The following is a 21,312-nucleotide window of genomic DNA, read 5'->3' on the forward strand; positions in this document are numbered from 1 at the left end:
AGCCGGTGTTTTCATACCGTGCGCCTCTTGGCCCATGAAATTCTGGAAATCCGGATCTTGCCGGAACCTTGGAGCGGCTTCATGCCTTTGTGGGAGGCGAACAGGTCGCGCATATCCACAATCCGAAGATTAGATTGTTTTTTACGTATTAATCCTTGCCCGAAGGTTAACGCCGGTTATCAGTGTTAATCATATTTCGCGGGCAATTGCGGGCCTTCCATGCCAAGCTCCGGCCAGTCTCAACTCATGTGAATTGTTGCAGCACAAGCTTGGGACAAGTTGCGCCCCGTAGTTTCTACTCCGAATATGACAATGATGTCAGTTGGGACCGAGCAATGATTGTTCTTGGAATTGGCGCGATCGTAATCGCGATCACCACTCTCGCAAGTTTTTCACTTCTTCTTCACTCGAGAGAACCGCGCCGCCGCTTCAAGCGGATTTTCTGAGCTGTAAAAAGCTCTTGCGGACACAGTCTCTTTACTGCTTTCCGCATCGCCCGGTCATACATGCACGAGAGCTAAGGTTTTAACCACGGACTGCAAGATCTCGCAGTCCGTGGTTGTTTTGCGAGCGGTTGCCATGTCCCATTCTGGATGATCCCGGCTTGTTTGCTGCCATCCAGGCCCGCAATCGAAGTCCACGATCAAACCCGTGCGATGTGATTGTCCCAGGCGCAATCATGGCTCGAAGCTCCAAACCGACCGGTTTCGCTGGAGCTGACAAAGCCACCCTTCCGGGCCTGGACACCGCATGTGCCCGGTTTCATGTCGATATCCAGAGCCTTGCCGGTGCGGGTGTCGAGGGTGATCACCACGCCGCTCTTGGGTGATGTGACGGCAAGGGTCACGCCATCATTGCCGATCGCAACGGAGCCTGCATATTTGCCGAGGGCCGTTGCGACCCGATCTTCGAGCTGGACCGACACCAGCCCCAGATCTTCATGAAGTCTGGCAAGAACCGGCACATCGTCGAAGACATCGCCTTCATACTGACCGCCGATCCAGACCTGGCGATTGGCATCCACCGCCATGTGACGCAAGGACAGCCGGTGCAGCCTGGCAGGCAGGGCATGGGACGAAAGCAAGGTTCCGCTTGCGGTATCGATAAAGGCCACGGACGGCGCCATGGTGGGTAGATTGAGTTTCTGCCGCCCCTGGTCGGGATGAGTGCGGATGCCGCCATTGGCGACGCACAGTGTCTTGCCGTCCGGCATCAGCACGATTTCATGCGGGCCGACGCCGTGGGTGGCGAATTCCGAGATCCGCTTGAAGCCATCTGTGACATCATAGACGCCGATGACGCCGTCGCCTGTTTCAAAGGCATTCTCGGCCGCATAAAGCAGACGTCCGTCAGCGGAGAAGACGCCATGGCCATAGAAGTGCCGGTCAGCAGGCGTGTGAAACAGCAAGGGCTCGGCAGCCATGCCGCGATGAAGGGCTACCGCAAAGTTGCCGGGGCGGCGGGCAAAGGCGACAAGCCATTCGACCCGAGGGTTTGCAGCAAAGCCATGCCCCCGGCCGGGCAGCGGATGGGATGAAACGACTGCCGCCTTTTCATCCAGGATGGCAACGCCATAGGCGCCCTGCGGATCCCTGTAGGCAGCAGCAAAGAGCACATCGGAAGCGAGCAGCTTTTCGGCGCCGGCAGGTGCGAGACTGGCCAGCCAGGCGAGGCCGGCTCCGGCCAGAAACTTGCGTCTTTCAAGAACGACAGGTTTCAATCGCCATCCCCGAACGAAAAACCGACCGCAAGGCCGCCCGCCTGGGCAAACTCCTGATCGAGGCGGCCGACAATGATCTTGATGGCATAATCCAGATAGAGCAGTTTTTCCCGCGTTTCCCGGTCGGCCAGAAGATCACCCACCGGCGCCTCGAGGCTCTCGGCGGTGCGGATGGCCTGACGGAACTCAAAGCGGATGGTGTCGGCAAGCCGGGGAGCGCTGTCTTTCGAGACGACTTCGATGCCGCTTTCGTTGAAAAGCGCCTGGAGGCCTTCCAGGTCGGCGCGGATCGACGGCACTGTCATGCCGGAGCGCCAGAAGAGGGCTGATTTCGGCCGGTCGTGGTCAGGATTCTCCTTGTCGAGAAAGGCGTTCACGCGAGTGTCGCGAATGGCTTCTAGTCCGTGGATCATTTGACCCAACAGCAGGTTCAATGCCTCCCGATCGGTCCTGAAAAGCGGATTTCCGGCTGCGGGTTTGAGAAACGCCTGCACGAGACCGGTTTCGTCGCCCCATCCGGCGATGATCTCGTCCGACAGATTGACAAGATTGGTTGCCGCGGCCAGCGCAAAGGCACAGCGGTGACTTGCCTGAGACTGCGCAAGCGCATCGCTGCCGCTGCCAAAGAGGATGAACTCGAGCGCGCCCAGCCCCTGCATGGCAACACTCTGGCCTGCGAGCGTGTCGACCCCGGTGACGGCCTCCATGCTTGAGGCGATGGCCGCCTGAACCTGCTTCCTGCCGGTGCCCTTGCGGTCCGGGAAAAACAGGATGCGCTCGAGCCTGTTTTCGGACATGACCGGGCCGAGCCGCAGCCATTCCATCCGCGACCAGCTTTCCACCACCGTGCGAAAGGCGGATCGCGCGGTTGCCAGCTTCTCGCCCGACGGGCTGGCGCAAAGTGCTGCGACGGAGGCTTGCAGGCCGCTTGCCGCAGTATTGACCTGAGCATAACCGGGGCGGATGTAATCGACCAGCATGCGCTCCAGCACCGGCCCGATTGGTGGACGCGCATCGTCCTGATCAGCCCGGGCGATGCCGGCGCCGATCATCAGCGCCACGAGACAGATCAGCAGACGGTTCATCACAGGCTTTCCAGAAATTTCAGAAGATTGTCCCGGTCCGATTTTTCCAGCCCGGAGAACCCGTCACGGGCGTTTTCGGCCTCGCCGCCATGCCACAAGATCGCTTCGGTCAGATTGCGCGCGCGCCCGTCGTGGAGAAAGAACGTGTGGCCGTTGACGATTTTGGTCAGACCGATGCCCCAGAGCGGCGGGGTCCGCCATTCCTGCCCACTGGCAGAACCGACCTGCTGTCCGTCCGCCAGACCTTCGCCCATATCGTGCAGCAGGAAATCGGAATAGGGCCAGATCAACTGGAACCGGTGCTCTTTGGTCGCCGCCTTGCGCGATGTCACGTATTTCGGAACATGGCAGGCGGTGCAACCGAGATCGTAAAACGTCTGCTTGCCTGCCAATACAGCGGCATCGTCAACCAGTCGCCGAGCCGGAACCGCGAGATTCTGCGAATAGAACGTGACCAGCTCCAGCACCGGATCGGGGGCCTCGGTATCCCCGAGATCAGCCTGGACACCGGTGGGCAGCACCAGGCATTCGGCCTGGCTTGCCGTGCAATCGCCATGGGCTGCCGGAGCATCGGGCGTGGAAATACCGATGTCTCCGGAAAACGCGCCAGACGTCTGCTGGCGCACGGTTGCGTTCTGGGCCTTCCAGCCAAAACGCCCGATGGCGAGCTTGCCGGTTGCGGGATCGCGGGCCATCGCAACGCGCCCGGACACGCCGTCGCCGTCCTTGTCGTCGGGGTCGGCGTTGGCAAGAATATCGGCCGGGTGAATGGCTTCGATCAGCCCCATACCGGTCATCGGCGGCGTCATCCGCGGCGACAGGGTGGTTGACGGATCGAGCGGGCCGTAGCCCAGATCCGCAACGCTGTAACCTGGCTTGCGCAGGGAGACGACCGAACCGTCGGCGAGCTCGACCGGTTGCTCCTGGTACTCGATCACCATCCGGCCCTCGGCCTTGAGCCCCGGCACCGCCAGATCCTGGAGCTGGCCGCCATAGACCGGATCAGGCAGGGAGGCGACGAGATAATCCTCGAGCGCCTGGCGCTCTGCATCGGTTCTGGCCGGCCGGGCAAGCCGCAGGAACATCGACGTCGCATCCGCCGCACCTTCGGGCGGATGACCGCGGCCATCCTTGATGTGGCAGCTCTGGCAGGCCCGGGCATTGAAGAGCGGGCCAAGCCCGTCGGACGCCAGCGTCGAGGAAGGCGAGGATACCCAGAGCTTGCGGAACAGGGCGTTTCCGAGCTTGAAGGTCTCCTCCTGCTTAAATGTCAGATTGGCGTTGAAGTGCGACAACGCATCACGATTGACCAGCTTGGTGGACGTGCCGGCTCCGCCCTGCATGCGCTCGAATTTCTCCGCCGCCGCAAATGAAGTCGCCGGACGGACTATCCGTTCGACGCGTGCGCGATCTCTTGCGCTCAGGTCATCACGGGTGTGCGGCAGCGCCGACAGATCGCCTGCAGATACCGGCGCCAGCAAAGCCAGCGCGACTCCGGCTGCGACGCAGCCTTGAAGGATAAAACGGGACATGCGCACCCCTTTTGAACCGGAGGTACGTAATGAAAAGGTATCGGTCATACAGTGCCGCACAAAATTTGGATTAGCCGACACTTAAACTCGTGTTCCGCGATCATGTTCGAAACCGGCATTGGCCAGCAAATGGCCCATGCATTGATGAAAGTTACGCTTCGTCAGCAGGTGATGCGTTCAGCTGACCGTATTTCTGTTCGCCCAGACGGGAAAGAAGTTCGAGCTGGGTTTCAAGAAAATCAATGTGCCCTTCTTCGTCGGCAATCAGGGACTCGAACAGGTTCTTGCTGACATAGTCGCCCTCCTGCTCGCAGATATCCCGCGACTTGGTGTAGGCTTTCCAGGCATCCTGTTCGCCAGCCAGGTCACACTCGAGCACTTCCTTGATGTTCTGGCCGATCCTGAGGGGGGCCACGGTCTGGAGATTGGGAAAGCCGCTGAGAAAGATGATGCGCTCGATAATCTTGTCGGCGTGCTGCATTTCCTCAATGCTCTCCGCACGCTCCTTGGCAGCCAGCTTCGCGTAGCCCCAATCCTCAAGCAGCCGGTAGTGCAACCAGTACTGATTGACCGCTCCGAGCTCGAGAAACAGCGCCTCATTGAGGCATTCGACGACTTTCTTGCTCTTTTTCATGACCCGCCAACTTTTCCGTAAATCACGCGCTCAACACGTCACACCATTAGACCACTGATGGGGTCAGACTGCAACTTTCAACCGGGCTCTTTTTTTGGCATTTTCGATGCGAACCCGCTGATCCGCAATGCGGTTCAGCAGATCGACGACCTTCGGCGCCGGACTCTGCATCAACTCATGGTAGCGCTCGGTTGTCTCCACGATAATATCAATCACCCCGGGAAAACAACCGCAGCATTTGCCACGGGCGCTCACGGCCTGGAACACCTTTCCCGGAGTGATCAATTGCCATTGGTCCTCATTGAGAAAATCGATGACGACCTGCTCGATGTCTTTCCGGGAAACGATATTGCAGCTGCAAACGATCATGGCGCATGGCTCTCACTGAAAAATGGCGTCAGGGCTGTCGAGGCTGTCAGACCCTTCCAACTCGATCGTGCCAAGCTCGAGTGCCGCGATGGCGCGCTCGATCGACCGGGTCTGCGTGATCAGGCCGTCAATCGCCGCCTGCACCGTCGCATTGCCCTCGTCATTGCCGACGGCAATCATCTGGTCATAGGCCTCGACCGTCTCGGCGCGCTCGACCATCGCTTCCATGGCCGCGATGGTTGCATCAAGATCGTCGGAAAGTTCCTGCGCGATGGCAGGGTCTTTTGCAGCCAGAAGATCGGCGAGTGACGGTCCGGTCATTTCGGATCCATTCGGCCTTGTGTAAACCCCGGTATATGCCGTGCGGATACCGACAGCATCGTAGCGGTGCGAATTGTGGGTGTTGTCGGAGAAGCAATCATGCTCCTCCTCCGGATCGCCGAGCAGCAGGCCCAGCTTCATGCGCTCGCCGGCCAGTTCACCATAAGACAACGATCCCATGCCGGTGAGAATGGTCGACAAACCGCCGGCGACGCCCGTTTTCTCGAGAGCCAAGCGCGCCGCGCCGCCTGTCTTCCAGTTGGCCGCCATCTCTTCGAGATCCGCTACCAGCAGGTCGCTTGCAGCGCCGAGATAGTCGCGGCGGCGATCGCAATTGCCGTTGGTGCAATTCTCGAGACTGTAATCGGTGGCTGGCCGGTCACCGGCACCGGGTCCGTTGCCATTGAGATCCTGTCCCCAGAGCAAGAACTCGATCGCATGGTAACCGGAGGCAACATTGGCTTCGATGCCGCCTGCTTCCTGCAGCGTCTCGGAAATCAGCGCCGGAGTAATCTTCGTGGCATCGATGGTCTTGCCGTTGATCTCAATCGACGGATTGGCGATGACATTTGCGGTAAAAAGCGAGTTCTCGTCGCTCTCGGCCCCATAGCTCGCATCGACATAGTCAATCAGGCCCTCGTCCAGCGGCCAGGCATTGACCCGCCCTTCCCAGTCATCGACGATCGCGTTGCCGAAACGATAGACCTCGGTCTGCTGATAGGGCACACGGGCCGCAAGCCAGGCTGACCTTGCGGCCTGCAAAGTCTCGTCCGTCGGGTTTGCGAGAAACGCCTCGATCGCGGCATCGAGCGCCTTGGCGGTTGCCAGCGCATCGCCGTATTTCGCTTCAGCCACATCCACATAATGCGCAATCACCGCTTCGGGCGTGACATCGGCAACGGCGACGCCGGTCATGGCGGTGGAGGCTGCGAGGCCAAGCAAGAATAGATGTGTGTAGCTTTTCATGATCTGCGTTACTCCCGGCATTCCATATTCTTTCAGTGAAGAGATCCGCTCGCCCCGGCTCCGCCGAGGGATGATCTCATGTCGATGTCGGCAATCGCGCTCAACGGAATCGGCGCCAACCTCTGGCTGTGGCCGAGCAGGATTCCCGCATAGGCACTCGCACGCTCGATGACCTCGATACATGCATCCGAACAGGTCAGCAGCCTGGCTGACTGGACCAGAAGATCCTCGTCGCCATGCTGCGCGCCCGACACCATGCCCAGGACAAGACACTCGTCGCGGCACAAATGGCCAGCGCCCGGCTTGTAGAAGCGCAACGGGCAGGTTGCGCAGGTGCCGAGCTGGCGAATCAGCGCTGCCATCGCATCAAGCGCTATCTGGCCGTCGACCGTACCCAGCGCCTTGGCATGGGCCGACCATGCGGCGTCCCAATAGCGCGAATCCGAATGCGCAAGACCGGCAACCCAGTTGCGATATCCGTTGACCACCAGGTTTTCCGGCTGCTGACGGAGATAGGCTGCAGCGGGGCAGTCTTCGCAATCATCGTGTTTCATTCGCGCCATTTCGCCGACCTGTGTTTTAAACATGAGATTTTGGGTAATGTATTCCGAAAGTGGAGTCAAACCGTATAGTTTAGAATGAATCCAAACTGTTACCTGCATCCGGCCCGGCTCAGGTTGAGGCGCCGGAAATGGCTGGTGGTAGCCGGCAGCACAAACGCGCTTGAAACAGGCCTGGCAGGCTCACATCTTCAGGATTGGCAGGAGAGCGCGATTGACATCGGTCAAGGCGCCTGCCCGGCATGATGCTAGGTTTGACGGGAGAGGATGATCTGATCTCATGCGCAAAAACAGCCAAGCAAAATCATCGAGAAAGCCAGCCAACCCGGTGAAGGTGCCGGTTTCCGTGGTGCAGCCGCCGCCGGCTACAAACAATCCCTCACAGCACCCCTATGCTGGGATCGATCAGGCCATGCGTGGCGCTCTCGCGCGGATGACGGGTGGCGTATCTCCATTCGCCCTTGTCGAGACCTGGACAGACTGGGCGTTGCACCTGTCCCGGGCGCCAGGGCGGCAACTGGAACTGGCCGAACATGCCAGGGACAACGCTCTGAAACTGGCGCATTTCGCAGCGAAGTCCGCGACCGGATCCGACAGCAATCCGCCCTTTTCTCCCAAGGCCCATGACCACCGGTTCACCGATGCCGGCTGGAAATCGCCGCCGTTCGGCCTGTGGCAGCAGAGCTTTCTTGCAACGCAGGACTGGTGGGACCGCGCGACCGAGGATGTGCGCGGTTTGCGCAAACAGGATTCCGACCGGACACGGTTCCTGGTGCGCCAGATGCTCGACACGGTCTCGCCGTCGAATTTTCCGTGGCTGAACCCTGAAATCCTGGCCGAAACGGCAAGAACCGGCGGCCGCAACCTGGCCGAAGGCGCGGTGCATGCCGCTGACGACTGGCTGCATACGCTCAGCCAGACACACACTCCGCCACCCGAAGGCTATCAGTTGGGCAAGGACCTCGCCTGCACGCCGGGTGAGGTGGTTTACCGCAACGACATTTTCGAACTGCTGCAATACACGCCGCAGACCGGCGAAGTGCAGGCCGAGCCGGTGCTGATCGTGCCGGCATGGATCATGAAATATTACATCCTTGATCTCTCGCCGCACAATTCGCTGATCAATTACCTGGTCGGACAGGGCTTCACCGTATTCGCCATTTCGTGGTGCAACCCGACCGCCGAGCAGCGCGACCTGTCACTCGAAGACTACCGCAAGCGCGGCGTCATGGCGGCACTCGATGCAATCAGCGCCATCGTTCCGGGCCAGAAAATCCATGCCAACGGCTATTGCCTGGGCGGCACCATGCTGGCGATTGCGGCTGCGACCATGGCCCGCGACGGCGATGACCGGCTGGCCAGCATCACCCTGATGGCGGCACAGGTGGATTTCACCGAAGCCGGCGAGTTGCTGCTCTTCCTCGACGAAAGCCAGGTGGCGTTCCTGGAGGACATGATGTGGGCCCAGGGCTATCTGGACCGCCCGCAGATGGCCCGCGCCTTTGCCTCGATCCGGGCCGAAGACCTGATCTACACCCGCGCCGTGCAGCGCTATTTTCTCGGCAAGGAAGACCTGCCGACCGATATCGGCGTCTGGAACGCGGACACGACACGGATGCCTGCGCGAATGCATTCGGAATATCTCAGGGGGCTGTTCCTGGAAAACCGGCTATCGGCCGGTCGTTTCGCGGTCGAGGGGCGCGTGATCGCGCTCAAGGATATCGCTGCCCCGATGTTCGTGATCGGAACCGAAACGGACCACATCGCGCCGTGGAAATCGGTCTACAAGACCCGGTTGTTCACCGATGCCGACCTGACCTTCCTGCTGACCAAATCGGGCCACAATGGCGGCATCCTGTCTGAACCGGGACATCCGCGCCGGCACTACCGTGTCGGACACAGGCCCGAAGGCGCGCTCTATGTCGATCCTGACAGCTGGTTTGCGCAAACAGAGCCCAAGGATGGTTCCTGGTGGCCGGAGTGGATCAACTGGCTCAACGCAAACAGCAGCGGCAAGACGGCGCCGCCGCCGATCGGCGCACCGGACAAGGGCTATCCACCGCTGGAACCTGCACCGGGAAGCTACATCCACCAGACCTAGGCCGTCGGGCGGCAACCAGGTGCTTGGACTGTTGGGCGTGATCCGGGGCTGATCCACACTACGGGGGCAGCGCCATGCCTTGCGCAATTGCCATCAGGTCCCGGATGCCGGTCAGACAGCCAGCGTGTTTCCATTCCGGTCAACCGCGCGGACTTCCGCTTCGGGAAACCGGACGGCCATGGCGCGGAGTTGCGCCGCGCTTTGCAGAATGCCTGCGGTGGACAGGCCATCGGCGATTGCGGCAGAGCGATGGATGACACTGACCCGGCGCCAGTTTTCCGCCGCGGTCAGACCGGTTGCCGGATTGAGAATGTGTCCCTCCGGTCCGGTGCCGAACACTGTTCCGCTCGGGCTTGAGGTCGCAACAGCCTTGTCCTCAAGATAGATCTTGGCGTCGGCCAGACCGTCCTCGTGATCGGCGAGCCCGATCGCCCACCCCTTGCCGCTCGGAGATGAACCGACAGCGGCGATTTCGCCGACGGACACCAGCCCGGTCCGGAGACCGCGTGCCTTGAGCAGACTTGTCACCCTGTCCGTGATGAAGCCCTGCGCGATGCCGTTGAAGGTCAGAGCGGCGCCCGGTGCCAGCCGGATACGGTCCATCGAGACCTCCACCCTGCTCCACCCGGTTGCCGCGCGGGCTATCTCCAGCGCTTTCGGATCCGGGGCGCCTTGCGCATTTGCATACGCCATCCAGAGTGGCTGGATGCTTGGATCGAACAAGCCGGAGCTTGCCTGATGAATGGTGGATACCAGCGAGCAGAGCTCGAGCATGTCCGGCCCGGGTTGCTCGAGAATGCCTGTTGCATTGAGCCGGGCCAGCGCGCTGTCACTGCGATAGAGACTGAACTGGAGTTCCAGGCGTTCAATTTCAGCGCGTGCGGCCGCCAGCAGGGTTTCGGCCTCCTGCGACGGCAGGCCAACCAGTCGCAGATCGGCATGGGCGCCAAGCGCGATCCCCTGCCAGCGTGCTCCCATCGTATCGGATGCAATCGCATGGCGTGCACCGAGCACGCAGCCTGCCGTAATGGTGATGAAGCGGCGGCGATTGAGGTTCATTGGATCGCTCCTGTAACCGGATTGGTTGTTTCCAAATCGAGACCGACGGGGCCAAGGACATAGGCGTCGGGGATCTCCGTGAGACGCACCACCGCGCCACCATTTTCGGCGGCAAAGGCGGAGGCTGTTTGCTGCTCGCCGAACGGGATGACTTCCGGTGTTCCCATGCCACCGGTCTTGCGCGACCCGATGACGAACCAGGCCTGCTGCGCGTCAATCCAGGTGTCATCCCCGGGGAAGTCCCACTCGCTTGCCTTGCCCATGTCGTTGACGTAGACCGCGACGGTTTCATAATGCTCCTCCGGCGAGCGGAGGAAGGCGACGCCGTCGCGGACCTGGCTGAACCAGACCGGATGCGGATTGTTGGCAAGGAAGATCTGCGCCTTCGGGCCGGTGTGTTCCAGAATGGTCATGTTGCAATAGTGGCCGACAGCCTCTTCGCTCAGCGCCACCGGCTGTGGCACTTCGACTTTGGCTTCCTGCTCGCTGCAGGCCGAAACGATGATCGCAGTGACGGCAATGGCTGCCACCCTGATGAGCGTCTTCATGGCCGGACTCTCTTGAGAATGAAGGTTGCAAACCCCAGCGCGATGACGGTCCAGGCGACCGGGCTGAGCATGGTCGCCATGCCGGACAAGGGCAACGACGAGCCGACATTGCCGCCAAAGTTGCTGCCCACGGCGGCGGCATCAATGGCGCTCATGTTGTAAAGTCGGAACGCATCTGCAGGGTTGAAGACCAGCAGCCAGGGGAACACTTCGCGGGCGAAAAAGCCGTCCTGGCTGGCGAGCAACCCGCCCAGCAGCGCCAGATCATAGAGCACCACGGCAAACAGCCAGATCGCGATGGCGAGCGCCGCCGCGGTGCCGGTCTGACGCACGCTGGCGCTGGCGATATAGCCGATGGCGATGAAGGTGGCGCCGAGGATCATCGAGCTTGCAATCAGGCGGCCGACGCCAACAAGCGCGCTGACATCACCGCCGCCATTGGCGAAATAGGCCACCAGCCCGGCGACGCCATATCCAAAACTGACCGCAATGCCCAGAACCGCAACGTGGCCCAAAAACTTGCCGACCAGAACAGTGCCGCGCGAGACCGGGCTGGCAAGCACCAGCTGCAGCGTGCCACGGTCGATTTCACCGGCGATGGCGTCAAATGACAACAAGAGCGCGATCAGCGGCACCAGATAGACCGAGAGCGTCGACAGGCTGGCTACCACGACGGTGACCGCATCGGTCCTGACCTCGCCGCCCGGCGCGCTGCCCAGAAGCACGAGGATAAGCGCGAAGGCCAACAGGATGAATGTGGACAGGATGATCCACCGGTTGCGAAGACCGATACGGATTTCCGTCGCGGCTATGGTCAGCACGCCATGCATCACAGTGCCCTCTGCGGAGCTTCTTCAGCCCCTATCCTGGAGAAATAGCGGTAGACCTCGTCCAGCGTCGGGGCGGCGACATCGACGTCTTCCACCTGGGTGCCGAGTGCGCTGATCCTTGACAGTATGCGCATCTTGTCGCCCCGGTCGCAGAACAGCTCCATCGATGCGCCATTGATGCGACCGCCGCCGATTTCCGCGTGAACCTTGTCGACAGCATTGGCGGCGGCTTTGACGCGGATTCTGATCGGCAGATTGGCTTCGTGCTGAAGATCGGCCAGCGGCCCGTTGGCGACCAGCTGGCCCTTGCGCAGGATTGCCACACGGTCGGTCTTGGCTTCGAGTTCACTCAGGCCATGCGAGGAGAGAAGCACCGAGCCGCCCTGACGGGCGACATCAGCGATCAGCTCATAGAAATGCTGGCGCGAAAGCGGGTCGAGGCCGGAAGTCGGTTCGTCGAGCAGCAGCAGGTCGGGTTTGCCGACCAGCGCCTGGGCCAGGCCAAGGCGTTGCCGCATTCCCTTCGAATAGGTATCGACCCGGCGGTCCGCGGCTTCGACGAGCTCGACTTTCTCGAGCACGGATTGCACGTCTTCCAGCGCCGCGCCCTTGAGCTTGGCGTAGAAACGGACGACCTCGCGGCCGGTCAGCATTTTCGGGAATGCGACCTGCTCGGGGAGATAAGACACCGTGCGCCGTGCCGCGTCGCTGCCCGGTGTGAAACCGGCAATCGAAATCGAGCCCGCAGTGGGCTTGATGAAGCCGAGGATCAGGCGGAACAGCGTGGTCTTGCCGGCGCCATTATGGCCGAGCAACGCCACCTGTTCACCCGGCGCAACGTCGAGCGAAACATTGCTCAACGCGTCGACACCCTTGAATTTCATGCTGACATTTGAGGCTTTGACGATCTCGGTCATTGCAGCGATGCTTTCCAGTTGCGCGCGGTTTCGGGCAACTCATGCGGTTTCATCAAGGGCCGGTCGTCGACAATGCCGCCGGGCAGCAGTGCCGGGAATTCGCTTTGTGCCCAGCGTACAAGCTGCACCGCGGGGCTGCCAAGCAGCAGTTTCGCCGATGGCTGGGTCCACAGCACCTGATCCATCGCGTCATTGGGGCGGAAGGGCTGGTCCGCGATGCCGTCACCGTTGACGTCGTAGGCGGCGTGGTCGCTCCAGTAATTGCCCGACCAGGTGTGATCCTTGGTGCTGACAAACTTGATCTGGGTGCGGTTGCCGACAAAGGCGTTGCCGGAAATCTCGTTGCGCGCCGAACCACCGGTGAAATGGATGCCTATTTCGCAGCCCTCAATCCGGTTGTCCTTGATGATGTTCTTGTTGGCATTGTAGACGAACAGGCATTTCTCGCCGCCGCCGACCACCGCGTTGCCCTCGATGCGGGCATTGTTGGCGTAATTGAGCATGATGCCGTGGTCGCGGTCATCGAGCGAGATGTTGTCGCGCATGGTCACCCGCTTTGAAAACATGATCGCGTAACCGAGATGGTTGCCGATCGAGATGTTTCCGGACACTTCGCTGTCATCGGCATTCATGTAGTGAATGGCAAAGCGCAGCCCCTCGAAACGGTTGTTGGTGAAGGTGTTCTTGCGGCTGGTGTTGACGAAAATGCCGTCCCGGCCCTGGCGGATGGTGTTGCCGGTGACCGTGGCGCCGGGCGCGTTCCAGACATAGACGCCATTGCCGCGCCGGCTCATCAGCCGGTCGTTGCCGCCGATGATGGTGTTGCCTTCGACAAGGGCGTCACGCGCGCCATGAATGTCGACGCCGTAAAGATTGTCTTCGATGTGATTGTTGCGGACGATGGCGCGGATGGCTTTTTTCGTCATCTGCACACCGCTGTCGATGGTCTGATGCGACGTGCCGGAGCCGGTCAGCTTCAGACCTTCGATGATCACGTCGGGCGCGTCGATGGTAATCACCGAGCCTGTGCCGGTGCCAACCACATGCGCATCGCCCTGACCGTCAATCTCGAGCGGTTTCGTCAGTGTGACACCGCCTTGATAGGTTCCGCCGGACAACAGAAGCCTGTCGCCCGGCTGAGCCAGTTCGACCGCCCGCACCAGTGCATCCGGACCCGGCTCGACGCGGAGATCGGCGGTATGCGCCAACCCCGCGAAGAGGGAGGTTCCGAGTAGCACTGCAAATGTGCGGGCGGTCAGGTTCATGGTCGTATGGGTCCTATGGGTTACGCAGGCTCGACGAGCATGCGGCCGCGCATTTCCATGTGCAGTGCATGGCAGAACCACTGGCAGTAGAACCAGTGAACGCCCGGACGGTTCGCGACAAACGTGACCGACGCGGTTGCCTGCGGCGCCACTTCCATCGCAATCCCGTAGTTGGAAATGCTGAAGCCGTGGGTCACGTCGTCAACATCGTCGAGGTTGGTCACGAACACCGTGACTTCCTGACCCTGCTTGACCGTGAATTTCTCAAGACCGAACTGCGGGGCAACCGACGTCATGTAGACGCGCACCTTGTTGCCATCGACGATGACAACGTCATCATAGTCGAGGTCCACGCCGTCCGCCTTCGCCTGGGCGTAAGCATCAACGAACATCGGGTCTTCGCGGGACCAGACATTGACCGGATTGACGATGTCGGCACGCACCAGGCACACATCATGCGGTTCGGCGAATGTCGGCCCGTCGTGGACCACCTTCATCTCATCGGTCGAGATATCGATGATCTGCTCGTTTTCCGGCTTCAGCGGACCAACATTGAGGAACCGGTCCTTGGAGAACTTGTTGAGCGTGATCAGCCATTCGCCGTCAGCCTCCTTGGTTTCCCCCATCGTGGTGTGGTTGTGGCCCGGCTGATAATGCACATCGACCTTGGAGACGATCGGATCGACGTCTTCACCGGCGAAAGCCTTGATGGCCTTGTCGATGTCCCACTTGACGATCTGGCTGTCGAGGAACAGCGTCGTATAGGCAAAGCCCTTGCCATCGAACGCGGTGTGGAGCGGCCCAAGTCCGAGTTCAGGTTCGGCAACAATGCAGGATCGCGGATCGGCATCGTCTTCGAACAATGCATCGACCTTTGTCACGTCGATGACCGAAACCGTCGGCGACAGTTTACCGTTGATCATGATGTACTTGCCATCAGGCGCGGTGTTGACGCCATGCGGGCTGTTCGGGATCGGGATGTAACGGGTGTACTTCTTGTTCTGTCCCTTGCGGCCATCGATGACCGGGATACCGTTGAGAATCTGCACATCGCCATTAGCAACGCCTTCCTCGATGGCCTTGATGTTGAACACCACCACGTGGTCGAGTTCACTCTCGGTCATTTCGGCCAGGTTCATGCCCATTTCCGAGTTGTAGCTGGTCGAGAAGGCATACTTGCCCTGATAGTCACAGTCGGTGTTGTCGAGGTTGCCCGACACGATGACCTGCCAGGATACCTTCATCTCGTCGCCGTCGATGGCGGTGAAGATGTTCACGTACTGCGACGGATCATCCAGAATCGTGCCGTCATTGACCAGCGGGGCTTCGTGCTCGCCATTGGCGAAGACGTAACCGGTACGCGGGAATTTCTGCGGCCGCATGCCGTGGATATCCTGGGCATTGGGGATTTCAATGATCTTGTCGCATTTCATCACGTCGCAGCGGACGCGGGCGACGCGGGTGTTGGCCTTGTCCTGCATGAACAGGTAACGACCGTCATAGGTGCCATCGGTGAACGACATGTGCGGATGGTGAAGGTCGCCGTTGTCATAGGTCTTCATGCCCTTGGCCGCGAGAAACTTCTTGGTATCCTCGGTCAGGCCTTCGGTCAGAACCTTCAGGCTTTCATTGGTCAGGCCCCAGCCGGTTGCCGAGCAACGGTTGAAAACCGGAACCCGCATCAGCTCACGCATCGACGGGAAGCCGAGAATGCGCAGTTCGCCGGTCTGGCCGGAAGACCAGAAGCCGTAATAGGGATCGAGTTCACCTGGCTCAAAGTGCAGCTTCGGTGTCGCGGCATGTGCCTTGCTGACAAGCGCACCGCTGAGCAGTTCGGAGCCCATGCCGGAGCCGGCAAGGAACGCGCCACCTGCAGTGGCGGTCATCAGGGAGCGCCGTGACAGGCCTTTCCGTTTTGTTTCGTCGGCTGACATATGCTGTCTCCTTTTTAGGTTGTTGGCTGTGATGTCGAATTGGTTCCCACAAGCGGCTGCCCTATGCCTGTTGACGCGGGGGCAACTGGGTCGAGAAGGTTCTGCTTGCGAAATTTCGCCCGTTTGGCTTCTTTCTTGATGCACACCGGGCACTTGGTGGCGCTCTGGTAGAGCACCTGGCAGTGCAGGCACTGGAGGCATTCGTTGGGATTGATATTGCCTTCGGGATGGATCGCCTGGACCATGCACTCCTTGGCGCAACGCTGGCACGGATCACCGCATTCCTTGTAGCGCTTCAGCCAGTCGAACATCCTCAGCCGGGCCGGGATCGCCAACGCTGCACCCAGCGGGCACAGGTAGCGGCAGTAAAACCGCTCGATGAACAGGCCTGCGCCGAGCAGCACGACCACGAACAGGATGTAGGGCCAGCCGCGCTGGAATTTCAGAATGATCGCCGTCTTGAACGGCTCGATTTCCGCATAGCGCTCGGCCATTTCCAGCGAATAGAGCGACAGGCCGAACAGACCGAGGAAGATCATGTATTTGATCGGCCACAGGCGCTCGTGCAGCCCCCAGGGAACCGCGTATTGCGGAATCTTGAAGAGACGCGCGACCTTGTTTGTCAGCTCCTGCAACGCGCCGAACGGGCAGAGCCAGCCGCAATACACACCCCGGCCCCAGAACAGCAGCGACGCGGCGACCGAGAACCACAGGATGAAGACCAGCGGGTCCATCAGGAAGGCCGACCAGGAGAAGCCGGCCATCACCGCCGAGAAGAACGCCAGCACATTGACCACCGACAATTGCGCATTGGCGTACCAGCCGAGACCGACCAGCGTGAAGATCAGAAATCCGACGCGGAACCAGTAGGTGAAGCGCTCGTATTTCGTCACCTGCATCTGGAAGAAGAACACACCGGTCAGAATGGTCAGGGCGGCGATCAGCACGACGACTTCGACGCGTTTTTGCAACCAGATCCGCTTCCACAGATGGCTGAGTTCGCTGGTGTCGGAGACCGCCACTTCGCTCTGGATCTGCTGGTTGTTGGCGGCAGCGGTTTCGACCGCAAGCTTCTCGGTATAGCGGTCGGGAATGCGGTAGCCGAGATCGAAGGTGATGAAAGCCTTGTCGATGGCGCCGACAGAGCGCTGCACCAGCAATTGCAGCCGGAAGGGTTCGGCCGGATCAAAGCCGCTGTCGGCCTTTATCTTGAAGATATCCAGTTCGGTGAATGACGGCGCATCCTCTGCCGCCAACTTGCCGATGCGCCGGTGCTGCTTGTCATGGAACCGGACAGCGGTATCGCCCTGGATCAGCTGGATACGGTCGAAAATGCCGCCGCGGACATAGCCCGAGCCCTTGAAGGAGTACTTGCCGCGACCAACCACCAGAATGGCCTGGTCGCCTTCGTCGAGCCATTCGCGCAAATTTGCATATTCGTCGTCACCAAGCAGGGAACGTCCGATTTCCGGAGCGCTGACCAGCGCCACCTGCATGTCGATGAAGGTATCTTCCGGTGCGCCCTTTTCTGGACGCTTGATGGCGCGGGGATCGCCGGTCTCTTCAAAGGCAGCGTTGACCTGACCGATATCAAGCCGCAGGCTGCGGATCGATCCGTCACCGGCCAGCGTTTGCCAGTCGGAGATCGTAACATCGGCATCGTCCGGCATCAGAAGCATTTTCGTTGGGCCGGAACTTGCCAGTTCAGGCTCAAGCCCGCCAAGGCCGAGCGACCGCGCCACTTTCAGGCCGGCTCTGACAATGGAATCGTCAATGACGATGATGGTGACGGTGGCGCCGGAGACGATATCGAGATCATGCGCCGAGCCACCGGCGGCGGCCTCGGCGATGAGATCGAGGCCAGCATATTTCTCGGTCACGGCGGTGATCTTGGATTCGGGAATGCCGACCAGCACGATCGGTTCGGAATGCTTGACCAGCCGGACCCCGGTCACCCTGGCATTGTCGTCGACGCCCATCAGCGTGTGGATCGGCTTGCCGGAATAGCCGGTGGTGGTGACAAAATCCGAAGTCAGGAACACATATCCAACAACCTTGCCGTCTTTCAGCGCTTCAACGACCGGCAGGTCCGAACGCAACTGACCGTATTCGGTGGCACCGGGCACGATGTCGCCGACGCTGGCCTTGTCCAGGAACTTCATGACCAGCGGCTCGGCTTGCGCCGCAATCACGCCAAACAGAAGGCTGGCAATCATCACGAGCACCGTGGCTACCCAGGTGCGACCCTTGTCTGGCTTGGTTGTCATGCTTCGCTTCACCCGATTTGTTCAAGTCAAACCTATCGATGCGAAGCAAAACGCTCTTTGATCTAGCACAACCTTTTTAGGCGATTTGCCTGTAATTTCAACATTATACATAGCAGATACACTATGATTCGCGATCGACAAAGCGACCGATATCAGCGCAACCTGCATTGATCGTGCCTGTGACCGGGAATTTCTGTGTTGATCACGATTACGTTGATTTCGCAGGCGAAAGCCGCGATGAATTCGCAAAGCCATTGCACAGCTTTCGAATTGAGGCCGACATGAACGACTGGAGCGAATTCACCCTGGCCCTGGTGGCCTTTTTCCTGCTGCACAGCCTGCCGGTGCGCCCGGCTGTGAAGGCCCGAATCGTCAGCCTGACCGGTGCGAAGCTGTTCACGTTGCTGTATTCCTGCGTATCCATTCTCGCGCTCGGCTGGCTGATTGTAGCGGCTTACCGTGCGCCCTATGTCGAAATCTGGCCCCCCGCAGCCTGGCAGCATATGGCCGCACTGATCGTCATGTTCGGCGTCTGCCTGATCGTCGCCTTCACCCTCGCGCGACCCAATCCGTTTTCCTTCGGTGGCAGCTCCGGAACCGAATTCGATCCGGCCCATGCCGGGATTGTCCGGCTCCATCGGCACCCGCTGCTGCTGGCCTTCTTCCTGTGGGCCAGCGTGCATCTGTTGCCCAACGGCGATCTTGCGCATGTGATCCTGTTTGGGCTTTTCGCCGGGTTTTCCCTGATCGGGATGAAACTGGTTGACCGGCGCACACGGCGCAAACTCGGCGCTGATGAATTCGAGGCGCTGCGTGCTTCCATGCAGCAAGCCCCGCTTCTTGGGAGTTTTGCCCGCGACCATGTGCTGATCCGGGCCACGGCCGGCATCGCCCTGTTCGTCTGTTTCGTGGTGCTGCATCCCCTGGTCATCGGCGTTTCGCCCATGGCTGCGCTTTATTGAGCTAACGGGACTTGCGACGCCGGCTCAATGCCGGGGCAAACACAATCGCGAAACCACAGAACGCCGCCATCCAGGCGAAAGCTGCAACATGCAACGCGCTGTCCGAATAGCTGTCGGTCATGGTGGCCAGTATCCGCGCCAGCGCCGCAACCAGTACCGCCACGAACAGGAGAACAACGACGGGCCGGGCGCGCAATGCCTGCCCGGTGTGCCCCAGCGAAGCACGCACCATCACCGCCAGGGTCATGCAGCCAACAGCACCGACGCCCAATGCATGTATGCCAGCAACTGGAGAGACCCGTTCGGGCCAGATGATCGCTGCGGCAATCAACGCAAACCCGACAGGCACGAACATGTAGCCGGCGTGCAGGATCCAGACCAGCGGATCGCGCAGGGTGCGATCACCGGCCCAGCGACCGAGCCGGATGACTTGCAGCAGAGCCGCTGCAGCCATCAACGCGGCGGTTATTTTCTCATCCGGGCCGATGGCCCAAAGACACAATGCCGCGATTCCGGCGGCGATAGCGACAATGTCATAGCGCGAAAAGGCGGCCGGCAAGCGTCCGGGATTTTCGCGCACCAGCCAGTTGCGGGAGAAACTCGGAATCACCCGGCCGCCGATCAGCATGATCAGCGTGATTGCGGCAAGAGCTGCCAGCCGGCGGCTGATGTCGGACACGCCATTGTAATGCGCTTCGAGATGAAAGGTGATGTTTGCGGCGATCAGCACCAGCAACGGCAGCAGCACCTTGAGGTTGCGCCAGTTCGCCCCGGCAATGATCTCGCGGGCGATGACGGCGGCCACGGCGCTGAGAAACACGGCATCGACGATCATCGCCGCCTGCCATCCGATGTGGCTGGAAAATGTCACCGCAATCCGGCCTGCCAGCCAGAGCAGGACAAGCACCAGCAGCCCGTTTCCCTGCAAGGGCATGCGGCCTGTCCAGTTGGGAACGGCGGTGAACAGAAAGCCCGTGATGACTGCCGGCAGAAATCCGAAATAAAGCTCGTGGACATGCCAGTCGGTCGGTGCGAACAGCGTTGCCAGCTCCAGTTCGCCGTAAAACTGCGGCAGCCAGAGCAGGATCGACAGGCCCGAGTACAAAGCGCCAAGAAGAAAGAACGGACGGAAGCCATAACTCAGGATGGCCGGTCCGGTATAATTGCGGGTTCGAGGAATTGCCATAATCAGATCCACGTCGGTTGTTGCCAAGGCACCACCCTGTTTCGGTTGCTTTGGCGCGCCCGAATCCCTATCAGTTTGGCCAGTCAGATCTTTGCATTGTCGCAAACTGGAGAAAATCATTGAGCCGCCTGGATGCCTCCCTTCTTGCGGATCTGCCTCCGTTTTCGGGATTGAGCAAAAGCTCACTCGACGACATGCTGGCTCGCGCTGTCTCTTTCCGGCACCCCAAGGGTACGCATATTTTCCGCGAAGACGAGGACGCACACTCGTTTTTCCTGCTGCTTGATGGCTATGTGCGTGTCGTCAAACTGACGCCTGACGGCGAACAGGTCATCGTCCGCTACATCGCAACCGGCGAATTGCTCGGAATCGCCAAGGCGATTGGCCGCGAGACCTACCCGGCAAACGCGGTGGCCGCGGCTGACTGTGTCGTGCTGGCCTGGCCCTCGAGCGCCTGGGAGACGATCGTCGCGGCGCATCCGGGGTTTGCCACCAACACCTACACGATGGTCGGCAACCGGCTGGTCGGCACCCAGGACCGGGTGGTCGAACTGGCAACGGAACGGGTCGAGCAGAGGGTTGCCAACGCCATTGTCAGCCTTGCCCGGGAGACCGGGCGAAAGACCGAGGACGGCATCCTGATAGACTTCCCGATCTCCCGGCAGGATATTTCCGAAATGACAGGAACGACGCTGCACACGGTATCGCGCCTGCTCAGCAGCTGGGACACAAAGGGGTGGATCAAAAGCGGCCGCCAGAAGATCACCTTGGTTGAAGGTCACAAGCTGATGATGCTGGCATCGGCACGCGACTAGAGCGTCTCATGATTCCGGTGAATTTTCGATTGCGGCATTGAGCGCCTGCAGCAACTCGTCGGCGTCGCAGGCGTGCTCGAAAGCGGCATCCCCAACACTGTGAAACGAACTCAACAGGCACCCGACGCAGTGGATCCTGAACTCCAGCAAAACCCGCACCGCTTCCGGGTGGCGGCTCATGACCAGATCCATCGGCGTATCAAGTGTTATGGCTCGCATACCCATTGAAGTGCCCGGTTGC

Annotated in this window: 19 protein-coding genes; 3 read left to right on the top strand and 16 right to left on the bottom strand. The window is 60.4% G+C overall.

Translation table 11 applies throughout. The features are described from left to right. Positions 1 to 643: 643 nt before the first annotated feature. The 7 genes from WNY80_RS15470 to WNY80_RS15500 form a co-directional block, all read right to left on the bottom strand. On the bottom strand, positions 644 to 1,720 hold the full coding sequence (locus WNY80_RS15470; RefSeq protein ID WP_342888302.1) for a DUF1513 domain-containing protein: 1,077 nt from the start codon (positions 1,718 to 1,720) through the stop codon (positions 644 to 646). Further along, the gene (locus WNY80_RS15475; RefSeq protein ID WP_342888303.1) at positions 1,717 to 2,805 is read right to left on the bottom strand and encodes an imelysin family protein; all 1,089 of its coding nucleotides are present in this window, start codon (positions 2,803 to 2,805) and stop codon (positions 1,717 to 1,719) included. Before WNY80_RS15475 ends, WNY80_RS15470 begins: the two co-directional genes overlap by 4 nt. Next, the gene (locus WNY80_RS15480) at positions 2,805 to 4,337 is read right to left on the bottom strand and encodes a di-heme oxidoredictase family protein (protein WP_342888304.1); all 1,533 of its coding nucleotides are present in this window, start codon (positions 4,335 to 4,337) and stop codon (positions 2,805 to 2,807) included. Before WNY80_RS15480 ends, WNY80_RS15475 begins: the two co-directional genes overlap by 1 nt. Before the next feature lie 151 nt (positions 4,338 to 4,488). Further along, the gene (bfr, locus tag WNY80_RS15485) at positions 4,489 to 4,971 is read right to left on the bottom strand and encodes a bacterioferritin (protein ID WP_342888305.1); all 483 of its coding nucleotides are present in this window, start codon (positions 4,969 to 4,971) and stop codon (positions 4,489 to 4,491) included. Between the two features lie 63 nt (positions 4,972 to 5,034). Beyond that, the gene (locus WNY80_RS15490; RefSeq protein ID WP_342888306.1) at positions 5,035 to 5,340 is read right to left on the bottom strand and encodes a (2Fe-2S)-binding protein; all 306 of its coding nucleotides are present in this window, start codon (positions 5,338 to 5,340) and stop codon (positions 5,035 to 5,037) included. A gap of 12 nt (positions 5,341 to 5,352) precedes the next feature. Next, a complete protein-coding gene (locus WNY80_RS15495) occupies positions 5,353 to 6,576 on the bottom strand; it encodes an imelysin family protein (protein WP_342888454.1) in 1,224 nt (407 codons plus the stop codon). An 83-nt stretch (positions 6,577 to 6,659) separates the two neighbouring features. Continuing rightward, positions 6,660 to 7,181, bottom strand: coding sequence for a hypothetical protein (locus WNY80_RS15500; protein ID WP_342888307.1), 522 nt, complete (start codon positions 7,179 to 7,181; stop codon positions 6,660 to 6,662). Positions 7,182 to 7,467: 286 nt separating this feature from the next. On the opposite strand from WNY80_RS15500, the gene WNY80_RS15505 reads away from it, so the two are divergent. Then, positions 7,468 to 9,288 carry an alpha/beta fold hydrolase gene (locus WNY80_RS15505; RefSeq protein ID WP_342888308.1) on the top strand — a complete coding sequence of 607 codons (1,821 nt, stop codon included), beginning with the start codon at positions 7,468 to 7,470 and terminating at the stop codon, positions 9,286 to 9,288. A gap of 111 nt (positions 9,289 to 9,399) precedes the next feature. Here the strand turns inward: WNY80_RS15505 and WNY80_RS15510 are convergent, their stop codons facing one another. From WNY80_RS15510 to WNY80_RS15540, 7 genes are read right to left on the bottom strand one after another with little or no spacing between them, the layout of a single operon-like run. After that, a complete protein-coding gene (locus WNY80_RS15510) occupies positions 9,400 to 10,347 on the bottom strand; it encodes an FAD:protein FMN transferase (RefSeq protein ID WP_342888309.1) in 948 nt (315 codons plus the stop codon). After that, a complete protein-coding gene (locus WNY80_RS15515; protein ID WP_342888310.1) occupies positions 10,344 to 10,895 on the bottom strand; it encodes a nitrous oxide reductase accessory protein NosL in 552 nt (183 codons plus the stop codon). Before WNY80_RS15515 ends, WNY80_RS15510 begins: the two co-directional genes overlap by 4 nt. After that, the gene (locus WNY80_RS15520; protein WP_342888311.1) at positions 10,892 to 11,725 is read right to left on the bottom strand and encodes an ABC transporter permease subunit; all 834 of its coding nucleotides are present in this window, start codon (positions 11,723 to 11,725) and stop codon (positions 10,892 to 10,894) included. Before WNY80_RS15520 ends, WNY80_RS15515 begins: the two co-directional genes overlap by 4 nt. Further along, on the bottom strand, positions 11,725 to 12,642 hold the full coding sequence (locus WNY80_RS15525; protein WP_342888312.1) for an ABC transporter ATP-binding protein: 918 nt from the start codon (positions 12,640 to 12,642) through the stop codon (positions 11,725 to 11,727). Before WNY80_RS15525 ends, WNY80_RS15520 begins: the two co-directional genes overlap by 1 nt. Further along, the gene (locus WNY80_RS15530) at positions 12,639 to 13,907 is read right to left on the bottom strand and encodes a nitrous oxide reductase family maturation protein NosD (protein ID WP_342888313.1); all 1,269 of its coding nucleotides are present in this window, start codon (positions 13,905 to 13,907) and stop codon (positions 12,639 to 12,641) included. The genes WNY80_RS15525 and WNY80_RS15530 overlap by 4 nt, the downstream gene beginning before the upstream one ends. Positions 13,908 to 13,927: 20 nt before the next feature. Further along, positions 13,928 to 15,841, bottom strand: a complete 1,914-nt coding sequence (gene nosZ, locus WNY80_RS15535) for a TAT-dependent nitrous-oxide reductase (RefSeq protein ID WP_342888314.1) — start codon at positions 15,839 to 15,841, stop codon at positions 13,928 to 13,930. A 14-nt stretch (positions 15,842 to 15,855) separates the two neighbouring features. Further along, positions 15,856 to 18,108: a 4Fe-4S binding protein gene (locus WNY80_RS15540; protein ID WP_342888315.1), complete on the bottom strand. Its 2,253-nt coding sequence runs from the start codon at positions 18,106 to 18,108 to the stop codon at positions 15,856 to 15,858. 281 nt (positions 18,109 to 18,389) lie between these two features. Here WNY80_RS15540 and WNY80_RS15545 point away from each other — a divergent pair, with 281 nt between their 5' ends. Then, positions 18,390 to 19,070 carry an NnrU family protein gene (locus WNY80_RS15545; protein WP_342888316.1) on the top strand — a complete coding sequence of 227 codons (681 nt, stop codon included), beginning with the start codon at positions 18,390 to 18,392 and terminating at the stop codon, positions 19,068 to 19,070. A gap of 1 nt (position 19,071) precedes the next feature. Here the strand turns inward: WNY80_RS15545 and WNY80_RS15550 are convergent, their stop codons facing one another. Next, the gene (locus WNY80_RS15550; protein WP_342888317.1) at positions 19,072 to 20,256 is read right to left on the bottom strand and encodes an NnrS family protein; all 1,185 of its coding nucleotides are present in this window, start codon (positions 20,254 to 20,256) and stop codon (positions 19,072 to 19,074) included. Between the two features lie 119 nt (positions 20,257 to 20,375). On the opposite strand from WNY80_RS15550, the gene WNY80_RS15555 reads away from it, so the two are divergent. Next, the gene (locus WNY80_RS15555; RefSeq protein ID WP_342888318.1) at positions 20,376 to 21,071 is read left to right on the top strand and encodes a Crp/Fnr family transcriptional regulator; all 696 of its coding nucleotides are present in this window, start codon (positions 20,376 to 20,378) and stop codon (positions 21,069 to 21,071) included. A 6-nt stretch (positions 21,072 to 21,077) separates the two neighbouring features. On the opposite strand, the gene WNY80_RS15560 is transcribed toward WNY80_RS15555, so the two are convergent. Then, positions 21,078 to 21,296 carry a DUF1858 domain-containing protein gene (locus WNY80_RS15560; protein ID WP_342888319.1) on the bottom strand — a complete coding sequence of 73 codons (219 nt, stop codon included), beginning with the start codon at positions 21,294 to 21,296 and terminating at the stop codon, positions 21,078 to 21,080. Between the last annotated feature and the right edge of the window lie 16 nt (positions 21,297 to 21,312).

The organism is Hoeflea sp. AS16 (assembly GCF_038900095.1).
In the GTDB taxonomy this organism is placed as follows: domain Bacteria; phylum Pseudomonadota; class Alphaproteobacteria; order Rhizobiales; family Rhizobiaceae; genus Hoeflea.